The 17,105-nt window shown below is 69.7% G+C and carries 16 protein-coding genes; 5 read left to right on the top strand and 11 right to left on the bottom strand.

Translation table 11 applies throughout. The features are described 5' to 3' along the window. Nucleotides 1–11: 11 nt before the first annotated feature. Nucleotides 12–1,949 carry an acetate--CoA ligase gene (gene acs, locus DVW87_RS11600; protein ID WP_114687901.1) on the bottom strand — a complete coding sequence of 646 codons (1,938 nt, stop codon included), beginning with the start codon at nt 1,947–1,949 and terminating at the stop codon, nt 12–14. Between the two features lie 104 nt (nt 1,950–2,053). Between acs and DVW87_RS11595 the strand changes: the two genes are divergently transcribed. Both DVW87_RS11595 and DVW87_RS18100 read left to right on the top strand, forming a co-directional pair. Further along, the gene (locus tag DVW87_RS11595) at nt 2,054–2,833 is read left to right on the top strand and encodes an enoyl-CoA hydratase-related protein (RefSeq protein WP_114687900.1); all 780 of its coding nucleotides are present in this window, start codon (nt 2,054–2,056) and stop codon (nt 2,831–2,833) included. 46 nt (nt 2,834–2,879) lie between these two features. After that, nucleotides 2,880–3,050, top strand: a complete 171-nt coding sequence (locus tag DVW87_RS18100) for a hypothetical protein (RefSeq protein ID WP_181814814.1) — start codon at nt 2,880–2,882, stop codon at nt 3,048–3,050. A 105-nt stretch (nt 3,051–3,155) separates the two neighbouring features. On the opposite strand, the gene DVW87_RS11590 is transcribed toward DVW87_RS18100, so the two are convergent. Continuing rightward, nucleotides 3,156–3,542: a hypothetical protein gene (locus tag DVW87_RS11590; RefSeq protein ID WP_114687899.1), complete on the bottom strand. Its 387-nt coding sequence runs from the start codon at nt 3,540–3,542 to the stop codon at nt 3,156–3,158. A gap of 51 nt (nt 3,543–3,593) precedes the next feature. Then, on the bottom strand, nt 3,594–3,983 hold the full coding sequence (locus tag DVW87_RS11585; RefSeq protein ID WP_114687898.1) for a hypothetical protein: 390 nt from the start codon (nt 3,981–3,983) through the stop codon (nt 3,594–3,596). A gap of 115 nt (nt 3,984–4,098) precedes the next feature. Here DVW87_RS11585 and DVW87_RS11580 point away from each other — a divergent pair, with 115 nt between their 5' ends. Continuing rightward, a complete protein-coding gene (locus tag DVW87_RS11580) occupies nt 4,099–4,338 on the top strand; it encodes a hypothetical protein (RefSeq protein ID WP_114687897.1) in 240 nt (79 codons plus the stop codon). A 46-nt stretch (nt 4,339–4,384) separates the two neighbouring features. Here DVW87_RS11580 and aguB read toward each other — a convergent pair whose 3' ends face one another. The 5 genes from aguB to rpsD all read right to left on the bottom strand — a co-directional run bounded on the left by aguB (nt 4,385) and on the right by rpsD (nt 10,933). After that, nucleotides 4,385–5,245 carry an N-carbamoylputrescine amidase gene (gene aguB, locus DVW87_RS11575; protein ID WP_114687896.1) on the bottom strand — a complete coding sequence of 287 codons (861 nt, stop codon included), beginning with the start codon at nt 5,243–5,245 and terminating at the stop codon, nt 4,385–4,387. 33 nt (nt 5,246–5,278) lie between these two features. Next, nucleotides 5,279–6,169, bottom strand: a complete 891-nt coding sequence (locus tag DVW87_RS11570; RefSeq protein WP_114687895.1) for an NmrA family NAD(P)-binding protein — start codon at nt 6,167–6,169, stop codon at nt 5,279–5,281. Between the two features lie 52 nt (nt 6,170–6,221). Further along, nucleotides 6,222–7,190, bottom strand: coding sequence for an agmatine deiminase family protein (locus tag DVW87_RS11565; protein WP_114687894.1), 969 nt, complete (start codon nt 7,188–7,190; stop codon nt 6,222–6,224). Between the two features lie 144 nt (nt 7,191–7,334). Further along, nucleotides 7,335–8,963 carry a M28 family peptidase gene (locus DVW87_RS11560; RefSeq protein WP_114687893.1) on the bottom strand — a complete coding sequence of 543 codons (1,629 nt, stop codon included), beginning with the start codon at nt 8,961–8,963 and terminating at the stop codon, nt 7,335–7,337. A 1,355-nt stretch (nt 8,964–10,318) separates the two neighbouring features. Next, a complete protein-coding gene (rpsD, locus tag DVW87_RS11555) occupies nt 10,319–10,933 on the bottom strand; it encodes a 30S ribosomal protein S4 (RefSeq protein WP_114687892.1) in 615 nt (204 codons plus the stop codon). 224 nt (nt 10,934–11,157) lie between these two features. On the opposite strand from rpsD, the gene DVW87_RS11550 reads away from it, so the two are divergent. Then, entirely contained in the window at nt 11,158–11,460 is a 303-nt protein-coding gene (locus tag DVW87_RS11550) for a chorismate mutase (protein WP_114687891.1), read from the top strand. Nucleotides 11,461–11,519: 59 nt separating this feature from the next. Here DVW87_RS11550 and DVW87_RS11545 read toward each other — a convergent pair whose 3' ends face one another. The 3 genes from DVW87_RS11545 to DVW87_RS11535 all read right to left on the bottom strand — a co-directional run bounded on the left by DVW87_RS11545 (nt 11,520) and on the right by DVW87_RS11535 (nt 14,884). Continuing rightward, nucleotides 11,520–11,999, bottom strand: coding sequence for a Ros/MucR family transcriptional regulator (locus DVW87_RS11545; protein WP_114688214.1), 480 nt, complete (start codon nt 11,997–11,999; stop codon nt 11,520–11,522). Nucleotides 12,000–12,088: 89 nt separating this feature from the next. After that, a complete protein-coding gene (locus DVW87_RS11540) occupies nt 12,089–14,305 on the bottom strand; it encodes a TonB-dependent receptor (protein ID WP_114687890.1) in 2,217 nt (738 codons plus the stop codon). A gap of 108 nt (nt 14,306–14,413) precedes the next feature. Next, complete coding sequence (locus DVW87_RS11535) at nt 14,414–14,884, bottom strand: hypothetical protein (RefSeq protein ID WP_147276263.1); 471 nt, start codon at nt 14,882–14,884, stop codon at nt 14,414–14,416. Nucleotides 14,885–15,051: 167 nt separating this feature from the next. Here DVW87_RS11535 and DVW87_RS11530 point away from each other — a divergent pair, with 167 nt between their 5' ends. Continuing rightward, on the top strand, nt 15,052–17,079 hold the full coding sequence (locus tag DVW87_RS11530; RefSeq protein WP_420822335.1) for a TonB-dependent receptor: 2,028 nt from the start codon (nt 15,052–15,054) through the stop codon (nt 17,077–17,079). Nucleotides 17,080–17,105 lie beyond the last annotated feature (26 nt).

Here is a 17,105-nt window from a genome sequence, read left to right as displayed (position 1 = left end):
GGAAGGGTCGCTCAGCCCACCCGGTTGGCCACCAGATCGTCCACCACCGCCGGGTCCGCCAGCGTCGAGGTGTCGCCGAGCGACGACACGTCCCCTTCCGCGATCTTGCGCAGGATACGCCGCATGATCTTGCCGGAACGGGTCTTGGGCAGGCCCGGCGCGAACTGAACCGCATCCGGCGCGGCAATGGCGCCGATCTCGTGGCGCACCCAGGTGACGAGATCGCGGCGCAACGCCTCGCTGGCCTCCACGCCGCCGTTCAGCGTCACATAGGCGTAGATGCCATGGCCCTTCACGTCGTGCGGCATGCCCACCACCGCGGCTTCGGCCACCGCTTCGTGCAGCACCAGCGCGGATTCGACCTCCGCCGTGCCCATGCGGTGGCCCGAGACGTTGATGACGTCGTCTACCCGGCCGGTGATCCAGTAATAGCCGTCCGCGTCGCGCCGGCATCCGTCGCCGGTGAAATACTTGCCGCGATAGGTGGTGAAATAGGTCTGGAAGAAGCGATCGGCGTCGCCCCAAACGCCGCGCATCTGCCCCGGCCAGCTCCGCGCGAGGACGAGGTTGCCCTCCGTCGCGCCGTGCAGCACCTTTCCCTCGGCATCCACGATCTGCGGGTCCACGCCGGGAAAGGGCAGGGTCGCGGAGCCCGGCTTCAGGGCCGTCGCGCCCGGCAGCGGGGTGATCATGTGCCCGCCCGTTTCCGTCTGCCACCAGGTGTCCACGATCGGGCACCGGCCGCCGCCGACCACCTGATGGTACCAGCGCCATGCCTCCGGATTGATCGGCTCGCCCACCGATCCGAGCAGGCGCAGCGAGGAGCGATCCGTCGCGTGGACGAAGCCGTCGCCCTCCTTCATCAGCGCGCGCAGGGCGGTGGGCGCGGTGTAGAGGATTTCCACCTTGTGCCGGTCCACCACCTGCCAGATGCGGCTGGCATCGGGCCAGTTCGGCACGCCCTCGAACATCAGGGTGGTCGCGCCGTTGGCCAGCGGGCCGTACAGGATATAGCTGTGCCCCGTCACCCAGCCGACATCGGCCGCGCACCAGAAGATCTCGCCCGGCCGATAGTCGAACACCAGCTCGTGCGTCATGCTGGCCCACAGCAGATAGCCGCCGCTCGTGTGCAGCACGCCCTTCGGCTTGCCGGTGGAGCCGGAGGTGTAGAGGATGAACAGCGGGTCTTCCGCGCCCATCGGCTCCGGCGGACAGGCAGGCGCGGCATCGGCGACGATCTCGTGCCACCACAGGTCGCCCGCCTGCCAGGCGATGTCGCCCCCCGTCGCGCATACCACCACCACCGTTTCCAGCCCCGGTGCATGGGCGCGCGCGGCGTCGACATTCGCCTTCAGCGGGATGCGCTTGCCGCCGCGGCGCCCCTCGTCCGCGGTGATGACGATGCGCGATCCGCAATCCTCGATCCGGCCGGCGAGCGCCTCGGACGAAAAGCCGCCGAACACCACCGAGTGGACCGCGCCGATCCGCGCACAGGCGAGCATCGCCACCGCCGCCTCGGGGATCATCGGCATGTAGATCGTCACCCGGTCGCCCCTGGCCACCCCTTGCGCCTTCAGCGCGTTGGCGAAGCGGCAGACCTCGCCGTGCAACTCGCGATAGGTGATGCGGCGCGGTTCGGCGCCGGGCTCGTCCGGTTCCCAGATCAGCGCCACCTGATCGCCCCGGCTCGCCAGATGGCGGTCGAGGCAGTTGGCCGCCACGTTGAGCCGGCCATCGGCGAACCAGCGGATGTGGAAGTCCGCCTCGTCGAAGGACCAGTCGCCGGCGATCTCCGGCCGCTTGATCCAGTCGAGCCGGCGCGCCTGTTCCAGCCAGAAGCTGCCCGGATCGGCCAGCGAGCGGCCGTACATGTGCCGATAGCCCTCCTGGTCGATCCTGGCGCGGGCCGCCCATTGCTGCGGAACCGGATAGACGCTCTCTTCGGACATCGGCTTCTCCTGTGCGCGGCGTTGTGGCGAGGCGGGGCGGGCGTGGCAAGCCACGGTTGCCAAGCGCCATCTTTCCGGGAAAGGAAGCAACAAAGGAGAGAGGAATGGCCGAGCATATCCTGATCGAGCGGCGCGGCGACGTGCTGGTGCTGACGCTCAACCGTCCCGATCGGCTCAACGCCGCGCCGCCCGCCATGTTCGAGGAGATCACGGCGGCGCTGAACACGCTGGAAGGCGCGCGCGCCGTGTTGCTGGCTGGGGCGGGACGGGCCTTCTGCTCCGGTGCGGATGTGGGGGGCGGTGCGCTGAACGCCGCCGATCCGGGCGAGGCGACCCATGCCGCGCTGACCGGAAGCTACAATCCGGCGCTGGCGACCATCGCCTCGCTGGGCGTGCCGGTGGTTTCCGCCGTGCGCGGCGCGGCGGCGGGAATCGGGTGCAGCCTGGCGCTGGCGGCGGACCTGTGCGTGGCCAGCGAAACCGCCTATTTCCTGCAGGCGTTCGTCAATATCGGCCTGGTGCCCGATGGCGGGGCAAGCTGGATGCTGCCGCGCCTGGTCGGCCGGGCACGGGCGGCCGAGATGATGCTGCTGGGCGAGCGGGTGCCGGCGGCAAAGGCGCTGGACTGGGGCATGATCCACTCGGTGGTGGCCGACGACGCCCTCGATGCGACCGCCTTTGCGCTGGCGGAGCGGCTGGCCGCCGGGCCGACCGTCGCGCTGGGGCTGATGCGTCAGGGCCTGCACCGCGCGCTGGAGGAGGAGTATGCCGCCGCGATGGAGCGCGAGGCACGGGACCAGCGCACCGCCCGCCGCTCCGCGGACTCGGCCGAAGGTGGCCGGGCGTTCCTGGAGAAGCGTGCGCCGCGCTTTACCGGCGCCTGAGGGAACGCCGTGGATCGCCGCCGGTTGACTCCGTCAGGAGGACCCCATGGCCAAGAATGACATCACGCCCGATCTCGCCGGTGAGACGAACCCCAATCTGTCCACCGAGCACCAGAAGGAAGGCGACGCCAAGCAGCCAAGCGACACGCTGGATCGCGGCCAGCCGCCCGCGCGGGACGATGGCGGGCGGAAGACGTCGCTGACGCATAACGACTAGCGGACCGAACGGCGCCGCAGCCCTGAAGGGTTGCGACGCCGTTCGCGTAAATGGGGATAGGAGGTCGGCGGGGACGACAGCACCGCTGTCGCCCCGCGCGCCCGGTCAGCCGCCGATGCCGGTCTGGTTCGCCATCTCGCCACGAGTGGCGCTGAGCGTCGGCGCTGGACCGGTCGCCGGCCGAAGCGAGTCGTATTCGGATTTGTCGGGCACGGCGGTGGGGTCCGGCCGGAAGTCCACGGGCGCGCGCGCGCCGGACCGGCCGGGATCGGGCGCGTCGGCGGCCAGATCGGGCACCGGATGCTCCCCGCCGCTGGTCCGCTCGCGGCGCGCCAGCAGCGCCAGGCCGGCACCAACCGCCACCGTGATCGCGCCCAGCGCCACGCCGCCCCATACCAGCCCGCGGGTGCGCGCCGCGTCCTGCGTCGCCGCCTTGCCCTTGGTGGTCTTGCGGGCGGGGGACTTGGTGGTGCGCTTCTTCGTTGTCGCCATCGGTAACTCCTTTTCAGGCCGACAAACGGGCGGGCGCGGCGGCCGTTCCCGTCACGCGGTCGCCGGTTCGCGCTGGGGCGAGGTCTTGCCCGTCTGGCGGTCGAGCCCGATCGCCGTCACCACGTCCAGCACGGTGGCGCCGACGACAAAGGCGATCGCGCCCCAAACCGCGCCGTTGCGCGGCGCACCGCGCGCGGCGAGGCCCAATGCACCCAGATCCATCGCGTCGCCCGCCACGCGGTTCCACACGTTGGTGGCATGGGCGGGTGCCGCGAGCAGGTTGGCGCCTGCCAGCAACTCGCGCGCGCCGAATGCGCGCACCACGTTCTCCTGGCCGTCCGCCTCCAGCGTGCCGGCGATCCGGCGGGCGGCGAGTAGCTCGGCAAGGCCGAGCGCGATCGAGAACACGCCGAGGCCCAGGCCCAGCTTCTTGTAATCCATGGCGATACCTCCGTGGGATTGCCTCGCCCCAACGGATCGGCGGCGCGGCCGTTCCGCGCGCTTCCGCACAGGCGGGCGCTCTGCTATCCTCCGGCGGTCGCCAGAGGAGTCCGCCATGCTCATCCTGTCGTTTCTGCTCGCGAATGCCGTCGCCATGCCGGTCGTGAAGCCGGGCATGCCCTTTTGCGACAAGGAGCCGTTGACGGTAGCGCAAGGGGGCGTTCCCGCCCGCGCCCGCCCGCTGGGCGAGGAGCCGCCCGCCAGGCGCCTGCTGGCGGTGGCGGACCTCGATACCGATGGCTGCCTGAAGCCGCGGATCATCAGCGAGCAGGTCGGCCCGCCCGCGCGGCGCTGACCGGTTTCGGCGGCGCACCGCCCCCTTCGCGGCGGCGGTCGCCCGCTCAGATGTCGGCGACGAGCCGCCCGTACAGTTCCGGCCGGCGATCGCGGAAGAAGCCGAACGCGGCGCGGTGGCGCTTCACGCGGGCAAGGTCCAGCGTGGCGACGATCACGCCTTCCTCCTCGCGGCCGAGCTCGGCCAGGATGTCGCCGCGCTCGTCGGCGATGAAGCTGGTGCCGTAGAAGGTCTGGCCATGTTCGGTGCCGATGCGGTTGGCGGCGATCACCGGCACCACGTTGGACACGGCGTGGCCGACCATCGCCCGCCGCCACAGCCGGGCGGTATCCAGCGAGGTGTCGTGCGGCTCGCTGCCGATCGCGGTGGGATAGAACAGCAGTTCGGCGCCCATCAGCATCATGGCGCGCGCCGTTTCCGGATACCATTGGTCCCAGCAGACGCCCACGCCCAGCTTCCAGCCCGGTGCGCTCGGCGGGGCAGGCCACACCTTGAAACCGGTGTTGCCCGGACGAAAGTAGAACTTCTCCTCATAGCCGGGGCCATCGGGGATGTGGCTCTTGCGATACACGCCCTGCACCTCGCCGTCCGGCCCGATCATCGCCAGCGAATTGTAGTAATGCGGCCCGTCCGCCTCGAAGAAGCTGGTCGGGATCGTCACCTTCAGCGCCTCGGCCAGCGCCTGCATCGCCAGCACGGCCTTGTGCTCCGCCACCGGCGCGGCGTTGGCGAACAGGCCTTCATCCTCCACGCGGCAGAAATACTCGCCCTCGAACAGCTCGGGCGGCAGGATCACCTGCGCGCCCTTGTCCGCCGCCTCGCGCACCAGGCGGGAGACGTTGGCGATGTTCGCGTCGATGTCCGACGAAAAGGCGAGCTGCAGCGCGGCGACGGTGATCTCGGTCATGGGCGCGCATGTAGGACAGGCAAACGCCGTGCGCTATGCCCCCGCGCGAAGAACCTCGCGCAGATCGGTCCAGCTCATGTCCGGGTAGCGGTCGTTATCGATCGGGGCGGAGGGCGCGCGGCCGTCGAACATGTCGCGCATATATTGCATGCCCTGCCACGCCGGGAACACCGCCTGCTTCTGCGGAGCAACCCGCCGGACCAGGCGGCTGAGCCGCTCGAGTCCGTTCACCGATCCGGCGCGCAGCGGGCGGTAGCGGCGGCCGGACAGTTCGCGCATCAGCGCGGCGATGCTGCGCGCCGTTGCCTCGGTGCCGGCGATGTGCAGGTCGCGCGGTGCCTGTTCGTCCAGCGCGGCAGCGGCGGTGAACGCGGCGGTATCGTCGCGCGTGGTCAGGGCGAACGGCTGGTCGGCGCTTCCCCAGTACAGCACCCGGCGCAAGGGACGCACGATCAGCGGCATCTCGCCGGCCAGCATGTCCGCAAACGCGCCATTGAAGATGGAGGTGGCGCGGATCGGCGCGGCGTTCAGCCGGGCGCGGAAGGTGCGGCGCAGGTCGAAATTGCGGTTTCGTCCCGCGGGCAGGGCCGTATAGTCGATCGAGTAATCGGAGGGGATGAAGCGCGGCACGCCCGCGGCAACCGCCGCCTCCAGCAGGCGCGTCTGCGCGTCGACGATCACCGGCGCCAGCCCGCTGACGGCGGAGACGACCACTGCCGCCCCCTCCATCGAGCGCCGCAGCGCAGGCGCATCGTCATAGGCGGCGATGACGGGCGCGGCGCCGATCGCGCGGAGATGTTCGATCGCCGCTGCTGGCGTCCCCGGCCGAACGAGCGCGCGCACGGCCGCACCGCGGGCGACAAGCGCGCGGGCGGTGCGCACTCCCTGGTTGCCGGTCGCGCCGGCGAGAAGAACCTGGACCATGGCGTAAACTCCCGGACCGGCCTTCAACGCCTCGCCGCGGTTCTCGTGTCCGTCAGGCGGGAATTTGCTGCGAGATGCAGTGGAAGCTGCCGCCGCCGGTGAGGATCGCATCGGCGCGCAGGCCGACAACCGCCCGGTCGGGGAACAGCGCCTGGATCGCCCTCACCGCCGCCTCGTCGTTCGGGGCGCCGTACACCGGCACCACCACCGCTGCGTTGCCGATATAGAAGTTCATGTAGCTGGCCGGCACGATCTCCTCGTCGCGCAGCACGCGGCCGGGGGAGGGGAGCCGCACGACCTCCACTCCCTCCTCCGCAGCGCGTTTGGCGGCGAGCTGGTACACCTGCCAGTTGGGATCGTTCTCCGCCGGCTCCGGGATGGCCAGCCGGCCCGGCGCGACGAACCGCGCAAGGTTGTCGACATGGCCGTCCGTATGGTCCGCCTTCAGGCCCTCGCCGAGCCACAGGACGCGGGAAAAGCCGAGATCGTCGCGCAGGCGGTGCTCGATTTCCTCCCGCGTCAGTTCCGGGTTGCGGTTGGGATTGAGCAGGCATTGCTCGGTGGTGACGACAAGGCCGGTGCCGTCGCCGTCGATCGCGCCGCCTTCCAGGATCCAGTCGCCTGTCTCGGTCGGCAGTTCGCGCGAGGCGCCCAGCCGCGCGCCGATCGTGTCGTCGCCTTCCAGATCGTATTTGCCGCCCCAGCCGTTGAAGCGGAAATCGCGCGCGGTGCCGTCCCCGGTGACGATGGGGGCGGTGTCGCGCAGCCAGATGTCGCCGAACGGCTGGATCAGCACTTCCGCCGCATCGCCCGCCATCTCCTGCGCCGCCTGGGCCGCCTCCGCATCCGCCGCGACCAGGATCACCCGCTCGCCGCGCCCATCGGCATGCACCGCGCGGGCAAAGGCGATCACTTCCTCCCGCGCTTGATCGAGATCCTCCGCCCACAGCTCGGCATGGCTCGGAAAGCCGATCCACACGGCGGCGTGCGGCGCCCATTCGGCGGGGGGAGGAATAGTCATGACACGTTCTCCGTTCGACTCGCTTGCCGTTCGTCCTGAGGAGCCACCGAGCGCAGCGAGGCGGCGTCTCGCAGGACAGGTGGTTCGAGACGAGCCTTCGCGTTCGCTCAGCCTCTCCTCACCACGAACGGGGTGGAGGATGTTCTAGCGCCCCGCCCGGCTCTTGTCGCGGATCGCGCGGAACTCGGCGGTGGGGTACCAGTTCGGCCACGCCGTTCCGTCCGCCAGCTGCCGCCCGAGCGTGTAGTAGAAGCCGACATCCTGCAGCGCGGCGCCCCAGTTCCACGCCGGATCGTACTCGTCGCCCGGCTGGTGGTAACGGTGCTCGGTATAGTCCTCCTCGGCGGCATGGCCGGCCGCAACGCCGCCCTCCACCGCGTCCTCGCCCGCGCTGCCGTCGAACATCGGCACGCCCAGCTTGGCGAAGCTGAAATGGTCGGAGCGGTAGTAGAAGCCCCGCTCCGGCGTCGGCTCGGGCGACATGCGCCGCCCTTGCGCCGCCAGCAGCGGCCGCGCCATGTCCTCCAGCTCCGACTTGCCCGCGCCGGTGGTAACGAAGTCGCGCGTTTCCCCGCGCACCTTCAGCGCGTCCATGTTCACGCCGCCCACCGTCTGCGCCAACGGAAAGACCGGGTTCTCGGCATAGAATTTGGAGCCGAGCAGCCCCGCTTCCTCCGCCGTCACCGCCAGGAACACCACCGACCGCTTCGGCGCGCCCGTCTTGCGATAGGCCTCCGCCATGGCCACCAGCGCGGCGACGCCGGTCGCGTTGTCGATCGCGCCGTTGCAGATGGTGTCGCCGTTCACCGCGTCGCAGCGGCCGAGATGGTCCCAATGCGCGGAATAGAGCACATATTCGTCCGGCCGCTCGCTGCCGGGAAGGATGCCCACCACGTTCTTCGACGCCTGGCGCTTGATCGCCGCATCGAAGCGGACCGACGCCTTCACGCCCAGCGGCACGGCCTTGAAGCCCTTCCGCTTGGCCGCGGCGGACAATTGATCGAAGCTCCGGCCCGCGGAGGCGAACAGTTCCCGCGCCTTTGCCAGCTGCATCCAGCCGATCGCCTGGCTCTGGTCCTGGTGGTCGCCGGGCGTGTCCTGTTCCAGCAGCGGGCCGGTCCAGCTCGACTGCACCACGTTCCAGCCATAGGCCGCCGGCTCCGTCTCGTGCACGATGATCGCCGCCGCCGCGCCCTGCCGCGCGGCTTCCTCGAACTTGTACGTCCAGCGCCCGTAATAGGTCATCGCGCGCCCACCGAACGGGCCGTCGAGCGTCTTGGCCTGGTAATCCGGATCGTTGATGAGGATCACCACCGTCTTCCCGCGCACGTCCACGCCGGCATAGTCGTTCCAGCCGCGCTCGGGCGCGTTGATGCCGTAGCCGACGAACACCACGTCCGAGTTGCTGATCGCCACCTTCGGCTGCACGCGATAGGTCGCGACCACCATGTCGCTGCGATAGGCGAGCGAAACCGGCGCCTTGCCGCCGGTGAAGGTCATCGGCGAGACGTTGCGGTAGGTGAGCTGCACCAGCGGCACGTCCTGGAACCAGCTCCCCTTGTTGCCCGGCTGCAGCCCCGCGGCCTTGAACCGGTCGGCGATATAGGCGGTGGTCTTCGCCTCGGCAGGCGTGGCGGGCGCGCGCCCCTCGAAAGCGTCGGAAGACAGCTCGCGGGTGACGGTCTTCAGCGTGTCGAGGCTGACGGGAGAGGGCGCCTGCTGCGCAACGGCGGGCGCGGCGAGGAGCGGGAGGAGCAGGGCAAGCTGGCGCATGGCGGCGGTGTGGCATCGCGGGGGCGGGTCGCGCAATGGGAAACGTCGCGCACCGCTTGCCGCCACCGAGCCACCCCCGGGGCCCCGTCGTCCCGCTTCTTCCGACGATCGCAGTAAGAGGTTCACGCGAAGACGCGAAGACACGAAGAGGGTTTGTTCACGCGGAGGCGCGGAGGCGCAGAGAGAAGAGGGGAGTCGACGCGCAAAGCGCGTCAGGATTCCTGTTATACGGCCACCCGCTCACCCGACACGAAACCTCCTCCGCGCCTCCGCGCCTCCGCGAGAACCCACCCCTTCCGTTCCCCGGCGAAGGCCGGGGCCCAGCTGGGAAGGCCGGAGTTGCAGCACGGCGACCCCCAACCACCCGCGCCCAACTGGACCCCGGCCTCCGCCGGGGAACAAGAAGCTTGACAACGCGAACCCATCTGGCTATACGCCGCAGCAGTTCAGAACCGCGGTAAGGGCCTGCGGCGGGGTTGGACGAAAGCAGCCGGTGGTGGTGCCGTCACAAGCACCATGCCCGGCGATCGACCGGCGCGGAGCCATCCGGGACTACAAGTCGGATGTCCGTTCATCAGGGTCGGGGAAGGTTTGAAGACGTCCGGAGGGCGAGCGGAACCGGTGACAGCGGTTCAACTCCATCTCCATGCCAGAGCCGGTGCGGCAGAGTACCGGGGGCGTCGCCGATACCCGACAGATACAAGAAGTCTCGATGCTTCGTAGTGTAGCGAGTGTCTCAAAAGTCGTCGAGCCCCGGGTGCAAAACCGTGGCTAGGACGCGCCGGTCGATCCCTTTCCCTCGTGTTCACGGGCGGCGTACGCGCGCGCCCGCTATTCGTGTTTCTCCGCTACCACACGTCACGGGATGACGGACGGGGGGAGCGCGCCGCTCCGCATCCCACTCCCGTCATGCCAGCGAAGGCTGGCATTCATCATTCTACCCACCAACGCCGCCGCTCGCGGCACCAGCCGTGGACCCCGGCCTGCGCCGGGGTGACGGATAAGGGAGGCGTCATCTACTTCGAGCCTGCCCCGCGACCCGGCGCAAACGCAACCCCAGAGCCTCCAGCCGCACCCCGCGAAGCAGTGGACCCCGGCCCTGCGCCGGGGTGAAAGACGGCCGGCAACCAGCCCGTTCCGTCATTCCCGCGCAGGCGGAAATCCAGAACCGCTGACGCCGGTTCTCCTGTCGCAATCTCCGCGCCCGCCCGCACACGGCTGCTGCCAGGCAAAGAAAAAGGGCGGCCCCGCGAGGAGCCGCCCCTTTCTCTCGAAGCCCGCGTCGCCGACGCCGCTTGAGCGTCGCCGGCCGAGCCGCCGATGATGCGCGGGTTGGCGGGCGCCAACCCGATCGCTCAGCGGCTGTAGAACTCGACCACGAGGTTCGGTTCCATCTTCACCGGGTAGGGCACTTCGTCCAGCGTCGGCACGCGGGTGAAGGTCACCTTGGCGGCGCCGTCGGCGGCGACATATTCCGGGATCTCGCGCTCGGCGAGGTTCTGCGCTTCCAGCACCAGCGCCATTTCCTGCGCCTTGTTGCCGAGCGTGATCTCGTCCCCGGCGAAGCAGCGGCGCGACGCGATGTTGCACTTCACGCCGTTGACGCGGATGTGGCCGTGGCTGACCAGCTGGCGCGCGGCCCAGATCGTCGGCGCGAACTTGGCGCGGTACACGATCATGTCCAGGCGCTGCTCCAGCAGGCCGATCAGGTTCTGGCCGGTGTCGCCCTTCATGCGGGCAGCTTCCTCGTAGCAGTGGCGGAACTGCTTCTCGGTGACGTCGCCGTAATAGCCCTTCAGCTTCTGCTTGGCGCGCAGCTGGATGCCGAAGTCCGACACCTTGCCCTTGCGGCGCTGGCCGTGCTGGCCGGGGCCGTATTCGCGCTTGTTCACCGGGGACTTGGGACGGCCCCAGATGTTCTCGCCCATGCGGCGATCGATCTTGTACTTGGCGCTGGAGCGCTTCGACATGCGTGTATTCCTTGGGTAAGTACGAACAACGTTGACCCGCAGCGGATGCCATCCCCTGCTGATCGCGATCCCGGTTCTCGCTCCGGCCACACAGGGCCGGGGCTGCCGCTTCACCGGGGTGCGGAGCCTCTCACGAAGGCGCGGGCGATAGCGGTGCCGGGCACGCCCGTCAAGCCGGGGCGTCGCGCTGGACAGCGGCGGGCGGGCGGGGCACAGCGCGGGGCATGTCCCAGACCCTTCCCGCCGCCGATTGCTCCACCATGATCGAGGTGCGCGCCGGGGTGGATGAACTGGATCGCGCGCTGGTGGCGCTGCTCCGCCGGCGCTTCGACTATATGGACGCCGCCGCCCGCATCAAGCCGGAACGCGGCGCGGTGCGCGACGAAGCGCGCAAGCGGCAGGTGATCGACCAGGCCCGCGCCGAGGCGGCGTCGCTCGGGCTGCCCGAGGCGGCGATCGGCGAGATGTGGGAAACGCTGGTCGAGGCGTCGATCGCCTACGAACTGGCCGCCTTCGACCGGCGCTGAACGGCAACCTGCGGCCGGTTCGCGACCACCCCGGCCCGGGACCGGGGTGGTGCAGGGGCTCAGCCCTCGCTGGCTTCGGTCGCCGTCTTGCGGGCGCCGCGCTTCTGGCCGGGCTTGCGGCCCAGGCCGATCTTCTTGGCCATGGCCCGGCGCTGTTCCGAATAGCTCGGCGCGGTCATCGGATAATCCGCCTTCAGGCCGTAGCGCTGGCGATACTCGGCCGGGGTCAGGCCGTTGGCCGACAGGTGCCGGGTGAGCGAGCGATACGGCTTGCCGTCGATCATGCTGATGATGTGATCGGGGTTGGCGAGCGACTTGCGCACGCTCACTGCCGCCTTGTGCTCGGCTGCGGGCTGCGCCGCTTCTTCCGACGCATCGGCGCCGGGCGCACCGGCAAGGCCGGCCACCGCGGCATGGATCGCCTGGAGAAAGGCGGGCACGTCCTCGGCATTGGCGCGCGTGTTGGGATTGGACAACCAGGCCGCCGTGAGGTCCGCAGCCAGTTCCACGATGCTGACGGTGTCGTTCTGATCGGCCATGAAGTCGTCCCTTTCGTACAATGCGCGCTCGCCCTAACGACGAGCGCGCGCCGACGCAAAGGTGAATTGGAGCTACTACGACCTTTCGCTCAATATTCGAAGGTAAGCGATGCCTTCACCGTACGAGGCGATCCCTGCAACAGGTATCCTCCGAACGCCGAATACCAGTAACGCCGGTTGTCGATATTTTCCGCGCTGACCCGCAGCGTGACCGGATGCTCGTCCGCGACAAAGACATAGCGTGCGCCAAGATCGAAACGCGTCCAGTCCGGCAATTCCTGCAATGCGGAGGTGGTTGTCGGAATGTTGATGGCCTGCTCGCCCGTCATCACGACCCCCCCGGTGAAGGTGAGCCCCTTCAATGCCGCCGGCGACACTTCGGCGCCGAAGTTCACCTGGTAATCGGGCACGCCCACGGCGTCCTTGCCGTTGTTCAAGCCATTCAACGAACGGGTGATTTCCGCCTCATTGATGGTAACACCGCCGAGGAACCGCAGCCAGTTGGTCGGCTCGCCGTTCAGGCTGAGCTCGATGCCGCGATTGCGCTGCTCGCCATCCACCACGAAGCGCGACAGCCCCGCCATCGCAGTGGGCGCGTTGTACGTGCTCGGCTGCCTGGTCTGGTACAGCGCCAGCGTGCCGGTGAGCCCGCGCAGCTCGAGCTTGGCGCCGACTTCGTATTGCACCGACTTGAACGGCGCGAACACCTCCCCGGGGTTGATGACAAGCGCGCTGGTCGGCGCCGTCGGCCCTTGCGCCAGGCCCTCGATGCGGTTGCCGTAGAACGAGAGGGTGCGCGCCGGGCGCAGCACGACGCCCACCACCGGCGTGGTGCGGCTCTCGTCGTAGCGGGTGGTGCGCACCAGGCTGGTGCGGTCAAAGGCGTCGACGACGATGTTCTGGCGCCGCAGGCCGCCGGTGATCAGCACGCGATCGTCGAACAGCCCGATCGTGTCGGACACGTAGACGCTCTTCAGCTCGCTGGAGGAGACGCGCGGCAGCGTGGTGAAGCTGCCGGCCACGAAGCCCGGCGTGGACGAGAAGGGCGGCAGGCCGACCACGGCCGGCGCGTACAGGTTGGTGCAGAAGTTCAGCGCGCTCGTGCCGCAGGATGTTCTGACGCTCGCCGGGAAGTCGCCAAAGGCGAAGGAGTTGCGGTTTTCCTGATAGCTGACGGAGGCGCCGGCGTTGAACTGGTTGGAGATGCCGGCCACGGTGAACCTGCCGCGGATGCCGGCCTGCCCCGCCTCGTTATTGTCCTCGCGCGGCACGTAGAGGCGGCTCGCGGTGGCGGCGCCGGTCGCGCCGTCGGTGACGGTCAGCGAGGAATATTCCCCCGTCTCGCTGCCGTCGCGGAAGCCGGCGGCGGCATAGAGGGTCCAGCCCGCCGCCACGTCCAGCTCGGCACGGGCCAGCGCGTAGATGTCGCGCAGGTGGGTGTAGGTCCAGGGCTGGGCGTAATTGGCGCCTGCGCCCGGCACGCGCGGCACGGCGACGTTCGCGTCGAGCGTCACGGTCGGCCGCGCCTGACGGGCCTGCTGGTCCTCATAGCCGAAATCCAGGAAGAAGCGCCCCGGCCCCTTGCGGAAGTCGAAGCTGGCGCTGGCCACCGTCACCTTGCGATGCTCGTCGTCGATCGCCGTGTCGCCGTTGCGATAAACGCCGTTCACGCGCAGGCCGAACGCGCGATCCGGGCCGAAGCGGGTGCCCAGGTCCACGTTGCCGCCCACCACGCTGTTCGCGCCATAGCTGGCGGTGGCGCGCAGCAAGGTGCGCTCGGCCCGCTTGGGCGTGAGATTGATCGTGCCGCCGATGCCCGATCCGCCCGGCGAGGCGCCGAACAGGAAGGCGCTGGCGCCGTTCAGCACCTGCACGCTTTCATAGGGCTCGGGCGAAACGAGCTGCCGCGGGGTGATGCCGTACAGCCCGTCGATGGCGATATCGTCGCCGTTCAGCGCGAAGCCGCGGATCACGAACTGTTCGGACTGGTTGCCGAAGCCATAGGTCGTGCGCACGGACGGATCGTTCTCCAGCACGTCGCCCAGCGTCTCCGACTGCTGGTCGAGCACCAGTTGCGCGGTGTAGGTGGAGACGTTGAACGGGGTGGCCAGTGCCTCCTGGCGGCCGAGCGCGCCGAGATCGCCGTCGCTCGTCACCTGCTTCTGCGCCTGCTGCGCGCGGACGATCACGTCGGCATCGTTCTGCGCGGCAGCCTCCTGCGCCCAGGCGGGAGCGGCGAGCGCCAGCGCGGCGGCGGCGGTGGGCAGCCCGAGGCAAAGCCCGGCGGCGGCGGAGGAGAGAGGCATGGAACGTGCTTGATCGAAGTTGCGCGGCTGCTTTGGCGATATTGCGAATGACTTGCAACGATAAAGCCGAACCGGAACTGAAATCGGCAGGCTTGTTCCGCAGGCCGGTCAGCAGCGGTCGTAGCGTTCGGTCTTGCCCGTGGCCTGGTCGGTGCGCAGCAGCGCCGTGCCGCCGCTCGTCAGCGCGAACATCTGTCGCTCGCCGAAACCGGCACCGGCCTGCTTGAACGCCAGTTGCGCCGTGACCGTATATTCCGATGGCCGGTCGATCGCGGAAAGCCCGGCTTCGGTGTCGAAGAAGCGCACGCCGTCGGTGTTGATGACCAGCAGGCCGGTCGCCTTGTTGCTGGACGGATCGCAGTCGGCTGCCGTCCGGCCCCATCGGGCGACGAAGGGGGGCGGGAAGGCGGGGCCGGTTCGGGCCGGCGTGGCGCTGGCGGCAGGCACGGGCTTGCCGTTGCTTGCGAGTTCGATGCGGTTGGCAATGGCGGCATCCTGCGCATTGTTGTCGCCGGTTCCGCCGGGCGAGGAGCAGGCCGACAACAGCGCCAGCACGGTCAGGGTCGGAACTGATCTCACCGGCAATCCTCCGCAATGATCGGCACCAACGCCGATCGGAGGCGCGCGATCCCGTTTCGCGCAGGCGACAGGCCGCGCTTTGCACTTGCGTCCTTTCGCGCGCGCCGTTCTTGACCCCGCGGCGCGGTTCCGCGCGTTGACGCCGTTCTCGTTTCCGGAGCACCGCCTTGCGTTCACCCGCCCTGTTCTGTCTTGCCCTGCCGGCCACCGTTCTTGCCACCGCCGCCGGCGCGCAGGAGGTGACCACGCCCGCCGCCCCGCCGCCGGCGAGCAGCGAAGTGGTGGTGCTGGGCCGCGGCCTCGATCTGCCGCCGGGAACGCCCGCCTACGGACAGTCGCTGATCGATCGCGACCGGCTGACGAACGACGCATCCAACCGGGTGGAGGACGTGCTCGCCGATGTCGCCGGCGTGCAGCAGTTCCGCCGGTCGGACAGCCGCTCGGCCAACCCGTCCGCGCAGGGGCTCACGCTCCGCGCGCTGGGCGGCAACGCCTCCAGCCGCGCGCTCGTGCTGCTCGACGGCGTGCCGCAGACCGATCCCTTTTTCGGCTATATCCCGTTCACCGCCTTTTCGCCGGAGCGGCTGGGCGCGGTGCGCATCACCCGCGGCGGCGGCTCCGGCCCGTTCGGGGCGGGGGCGGTGGCCGGCACGGTGGAGCTGGTCAGCGCCGACCGGTCCGACCTGCCGCTCGTGTCGGGCCAGGCAAGCTATGGCAGCTACGATTCCCAGCAGATATCCGGCGTGGTGACGCCCGACATCGGGCGCGGCTTCGTGTCGGCGTTCGGGCGGTACGAGCGCTCGGACGGCTTCTACACGACGCCGGAGGACCAGAGGGTCGCCGCCACCGCCCGCGCCCGGTTCGAGGACTGGTCCGCCGGCCTGCGCACGGTCGCCCCGATCGGACCGGACACCGAGCTGCAGGCCACCGCCCTGGCCTTCCGCGACAACCGCACCTTGCGCTTCGCCGGCGCCGACAGCTCCTCGGAAGGAGAGGACGCCAGCGTGCGCCTGGTCCATCGCGGCGCATGGCAGGTCGATGCGCTGGCCTATCTGCAGGCCCGCAACTTCACCAACAAGGTCATCAGCGCGACGAGCTTTCGCCTGACATTGGACCAGCGCAACACGCCGTCGACCGGCTATGGCGGCAAGATCGAGCTGCGCCCGCCGGTCGGCGGCGACCATGTGCTGCGCCTGGGCGTGGACTATCGCGGGGCCGATGGCGAGCTGTTCGAGGATGCCTACAACGCCACCTCCGGCGCGGTCACCGCCCGGCGCAATGCGGGCGGCGCGCAATCCACGGTGGGCGCCTTCGTCGAGGACGACTGGACGATCGGGCGCCTGGTGCTGACCGGCGGCGGCCGGGTGGATCGCTGGACGATCACCAACGGCTTCTTCGCGGAGCGGAGCGGCGCCGGGGTGCTGACAACCGACACCCGCTACCGGGACCGCGACGGCACCATCGCCACCGGCCGCCTCGGCGCGCTGTTCCATGCGGTGCCGGGCGTGGACCTGCGCGCGGCGGCCTATACCGGCTTTCGCCTGCCGACGCTGAACGAGCTGTATCGCCCGTTCGTGGTGTTTCCGATCACCACCCAGGCGAACGCAGGGCTCGGGCTGGAGAAGCTGAAGGGCTATGAGGCGGGCCTGGACCTGTCGCCGGTGGGCGGTGTCACGCTGGGCGTCACCGCCTTCTACAACCGGCTGGACGATGCCATCGCCAACGTCACGGTGGGCGCGAACCTGCGGCAGCGGCAGAATGTCGATGCGGTGGTCGCCAGGGGCGTGGAGGTGACCGGGCAGGTGCGACACGGCGCCGTGTCGCTCCAGGCGAGCTACGCGCTGAACGACAGCGAGGTTCGCGCACCGGGGCTCGCCTTCAACGGGTTCGTCCCCGCGCAAAGCCCGCGCCATGCCGCCAGCGGCACGCTGGCCTGGGCGCCGCGGCGGGGTCCGTCGCTGTCGGCCACGCTGCGCTATATCGGCCGGCAATATGAGGACGATCTGCAGACGGACGTGCTGCGCGCCGCCACGGTGGTGGACGCGGTGGCCAGCCTGCCGGTCGCGCCCGGCGTGCGCCTGGTCGGCCGCGCCGAGAACCTGTTCGACGAGGAGGTGGTGACGCGCAACGCCGGCGGTTCGATCGATCTGGGCACGCCGCGCACCTTCTGGATCGGGGTGCGGTTCGGCCGGTGACGTGCAGCCAAACGGAATAGGGTAGC

Source organism: Sphingomonas aracearum, assembly GCF_003345355.1.
Classification (GTDB): Bacteria; Pseudomonadota; Alphaproteobacteria; order Sphingomonadales; family Sphingomonadaceae; genus Sphingomonas; species Sphingomonas aracearum.
This window is presented reverse-complemented; position numbering and strand designations above follow the sequence as displayed.

What these genes read in the sequence shown, in the direction of transcription:
- DVW87_RS18100 (WP_181814814.1), top strand. Translation starts at nt 2,880, where the DNA reads ATGGCCAAGAATGACATCACGCCCGATCTCGCCGGTGAGACGAACCCC.
- DVW87_RS11545 (WP_114688214.1), bottom strand. Translation starts at nt 11,999, where the DNA reads ATGGCCGATCAGAACGACACCGTCAGCATCGTGGAACTGGCTGCGGAC.
- acs (WP_114687901.1), bottom strand. Translation starts at nt 1,949, where the DNA reads ATGTCCGAAGAGAGCGTCTATCCGGTTCCGCAGCAATGGGCGGCCCGC.
- rpsD (WP_114687892.1), bottom strand. Translation starts at nt 10,933, where the DNA reads ATGTCGAAGCGCTCCAGCGCCAAGTACAAGATCGATCGCCGCATGGGC.
- DVW87_RS11560 (WP_114687893.1), bottom strand. Translation starts at nt 8,963, where the DNA reads ATGCGCCAGCTTGCCCTGCTCCTCCCGCTCCTCGCCGCGCCCGCCGTT.
- DVW87_RS11585 (WP_114687898.1), bottom strand. Translation starts at nt 3,983, where the DNA reads ATGGATTACAAGAAGCTGGGCCTGGGCCTCGGCGTGTTCTCGATCGCG.
- DVW87_RS11590 (WP_114687899.1), bottom strand. Translation starts at nt 3,542, where the DNA reads ATGGCGACAACGAAGAAGCGCACCACCAAGTCCCCCGCCCGCAAGACC.
- DVW87_RS11565 (WP_114687894.1), bottom strand. Translation starts at nt 7,190, where the DNA reads ATGACTATTCCTCCCCCCGCCGAATGGGCGCCGCACGCCGCCGTGTGG.
- DVW87_RS11580 (WP_114687897.1), top strand. Translation starts at nt 4,099, where the DNA reads ATGCTCATCCTGTCGTTTCTGCTCGCGAATGCCGTCGCCATGCCGGTC.
- DVW87_RS11540 (WP_114687890.1), bottom strand. Translation starts at nt 14,305, where the DNA reads ATGCCTCTCTCCTCCGCCGCCGCCGGGCTTTGCCTCGGGCTGCCCACC.
- DVW87_RS11550 (WP_114687891.1), top strand. Translation starts at nt 11,158, where the DNA reads ATGTCCCAGACCCTTCCCGCCGCCGATTGCTCCACCATGATCGAGGTG.
- DVW87_RS11595 (WP_114687900.1), top strand. Translation starts at nt 2,054, where the DNA reads ATGGCCGAGCATATCCTGATCGAGCGGCGCGGCGACGTGCTGGTGCTG.
- aguB (WP_114687896.1), bottom strand. Translation starts at nt 5,245, where the DNA reads ATGACCGAGATCACCGTCGCCGCGCTGCAGCTCGCCTTTTCGTCGGAC.
- DVW87_RS11570 (WP_114687895.1), bottom strand. Translation starts at nt 6,169, where the DNA reads ATGGTCCAGGTTCTTCTCGCCGGCGCGACCGGCAACCAGGGAGTGCGC.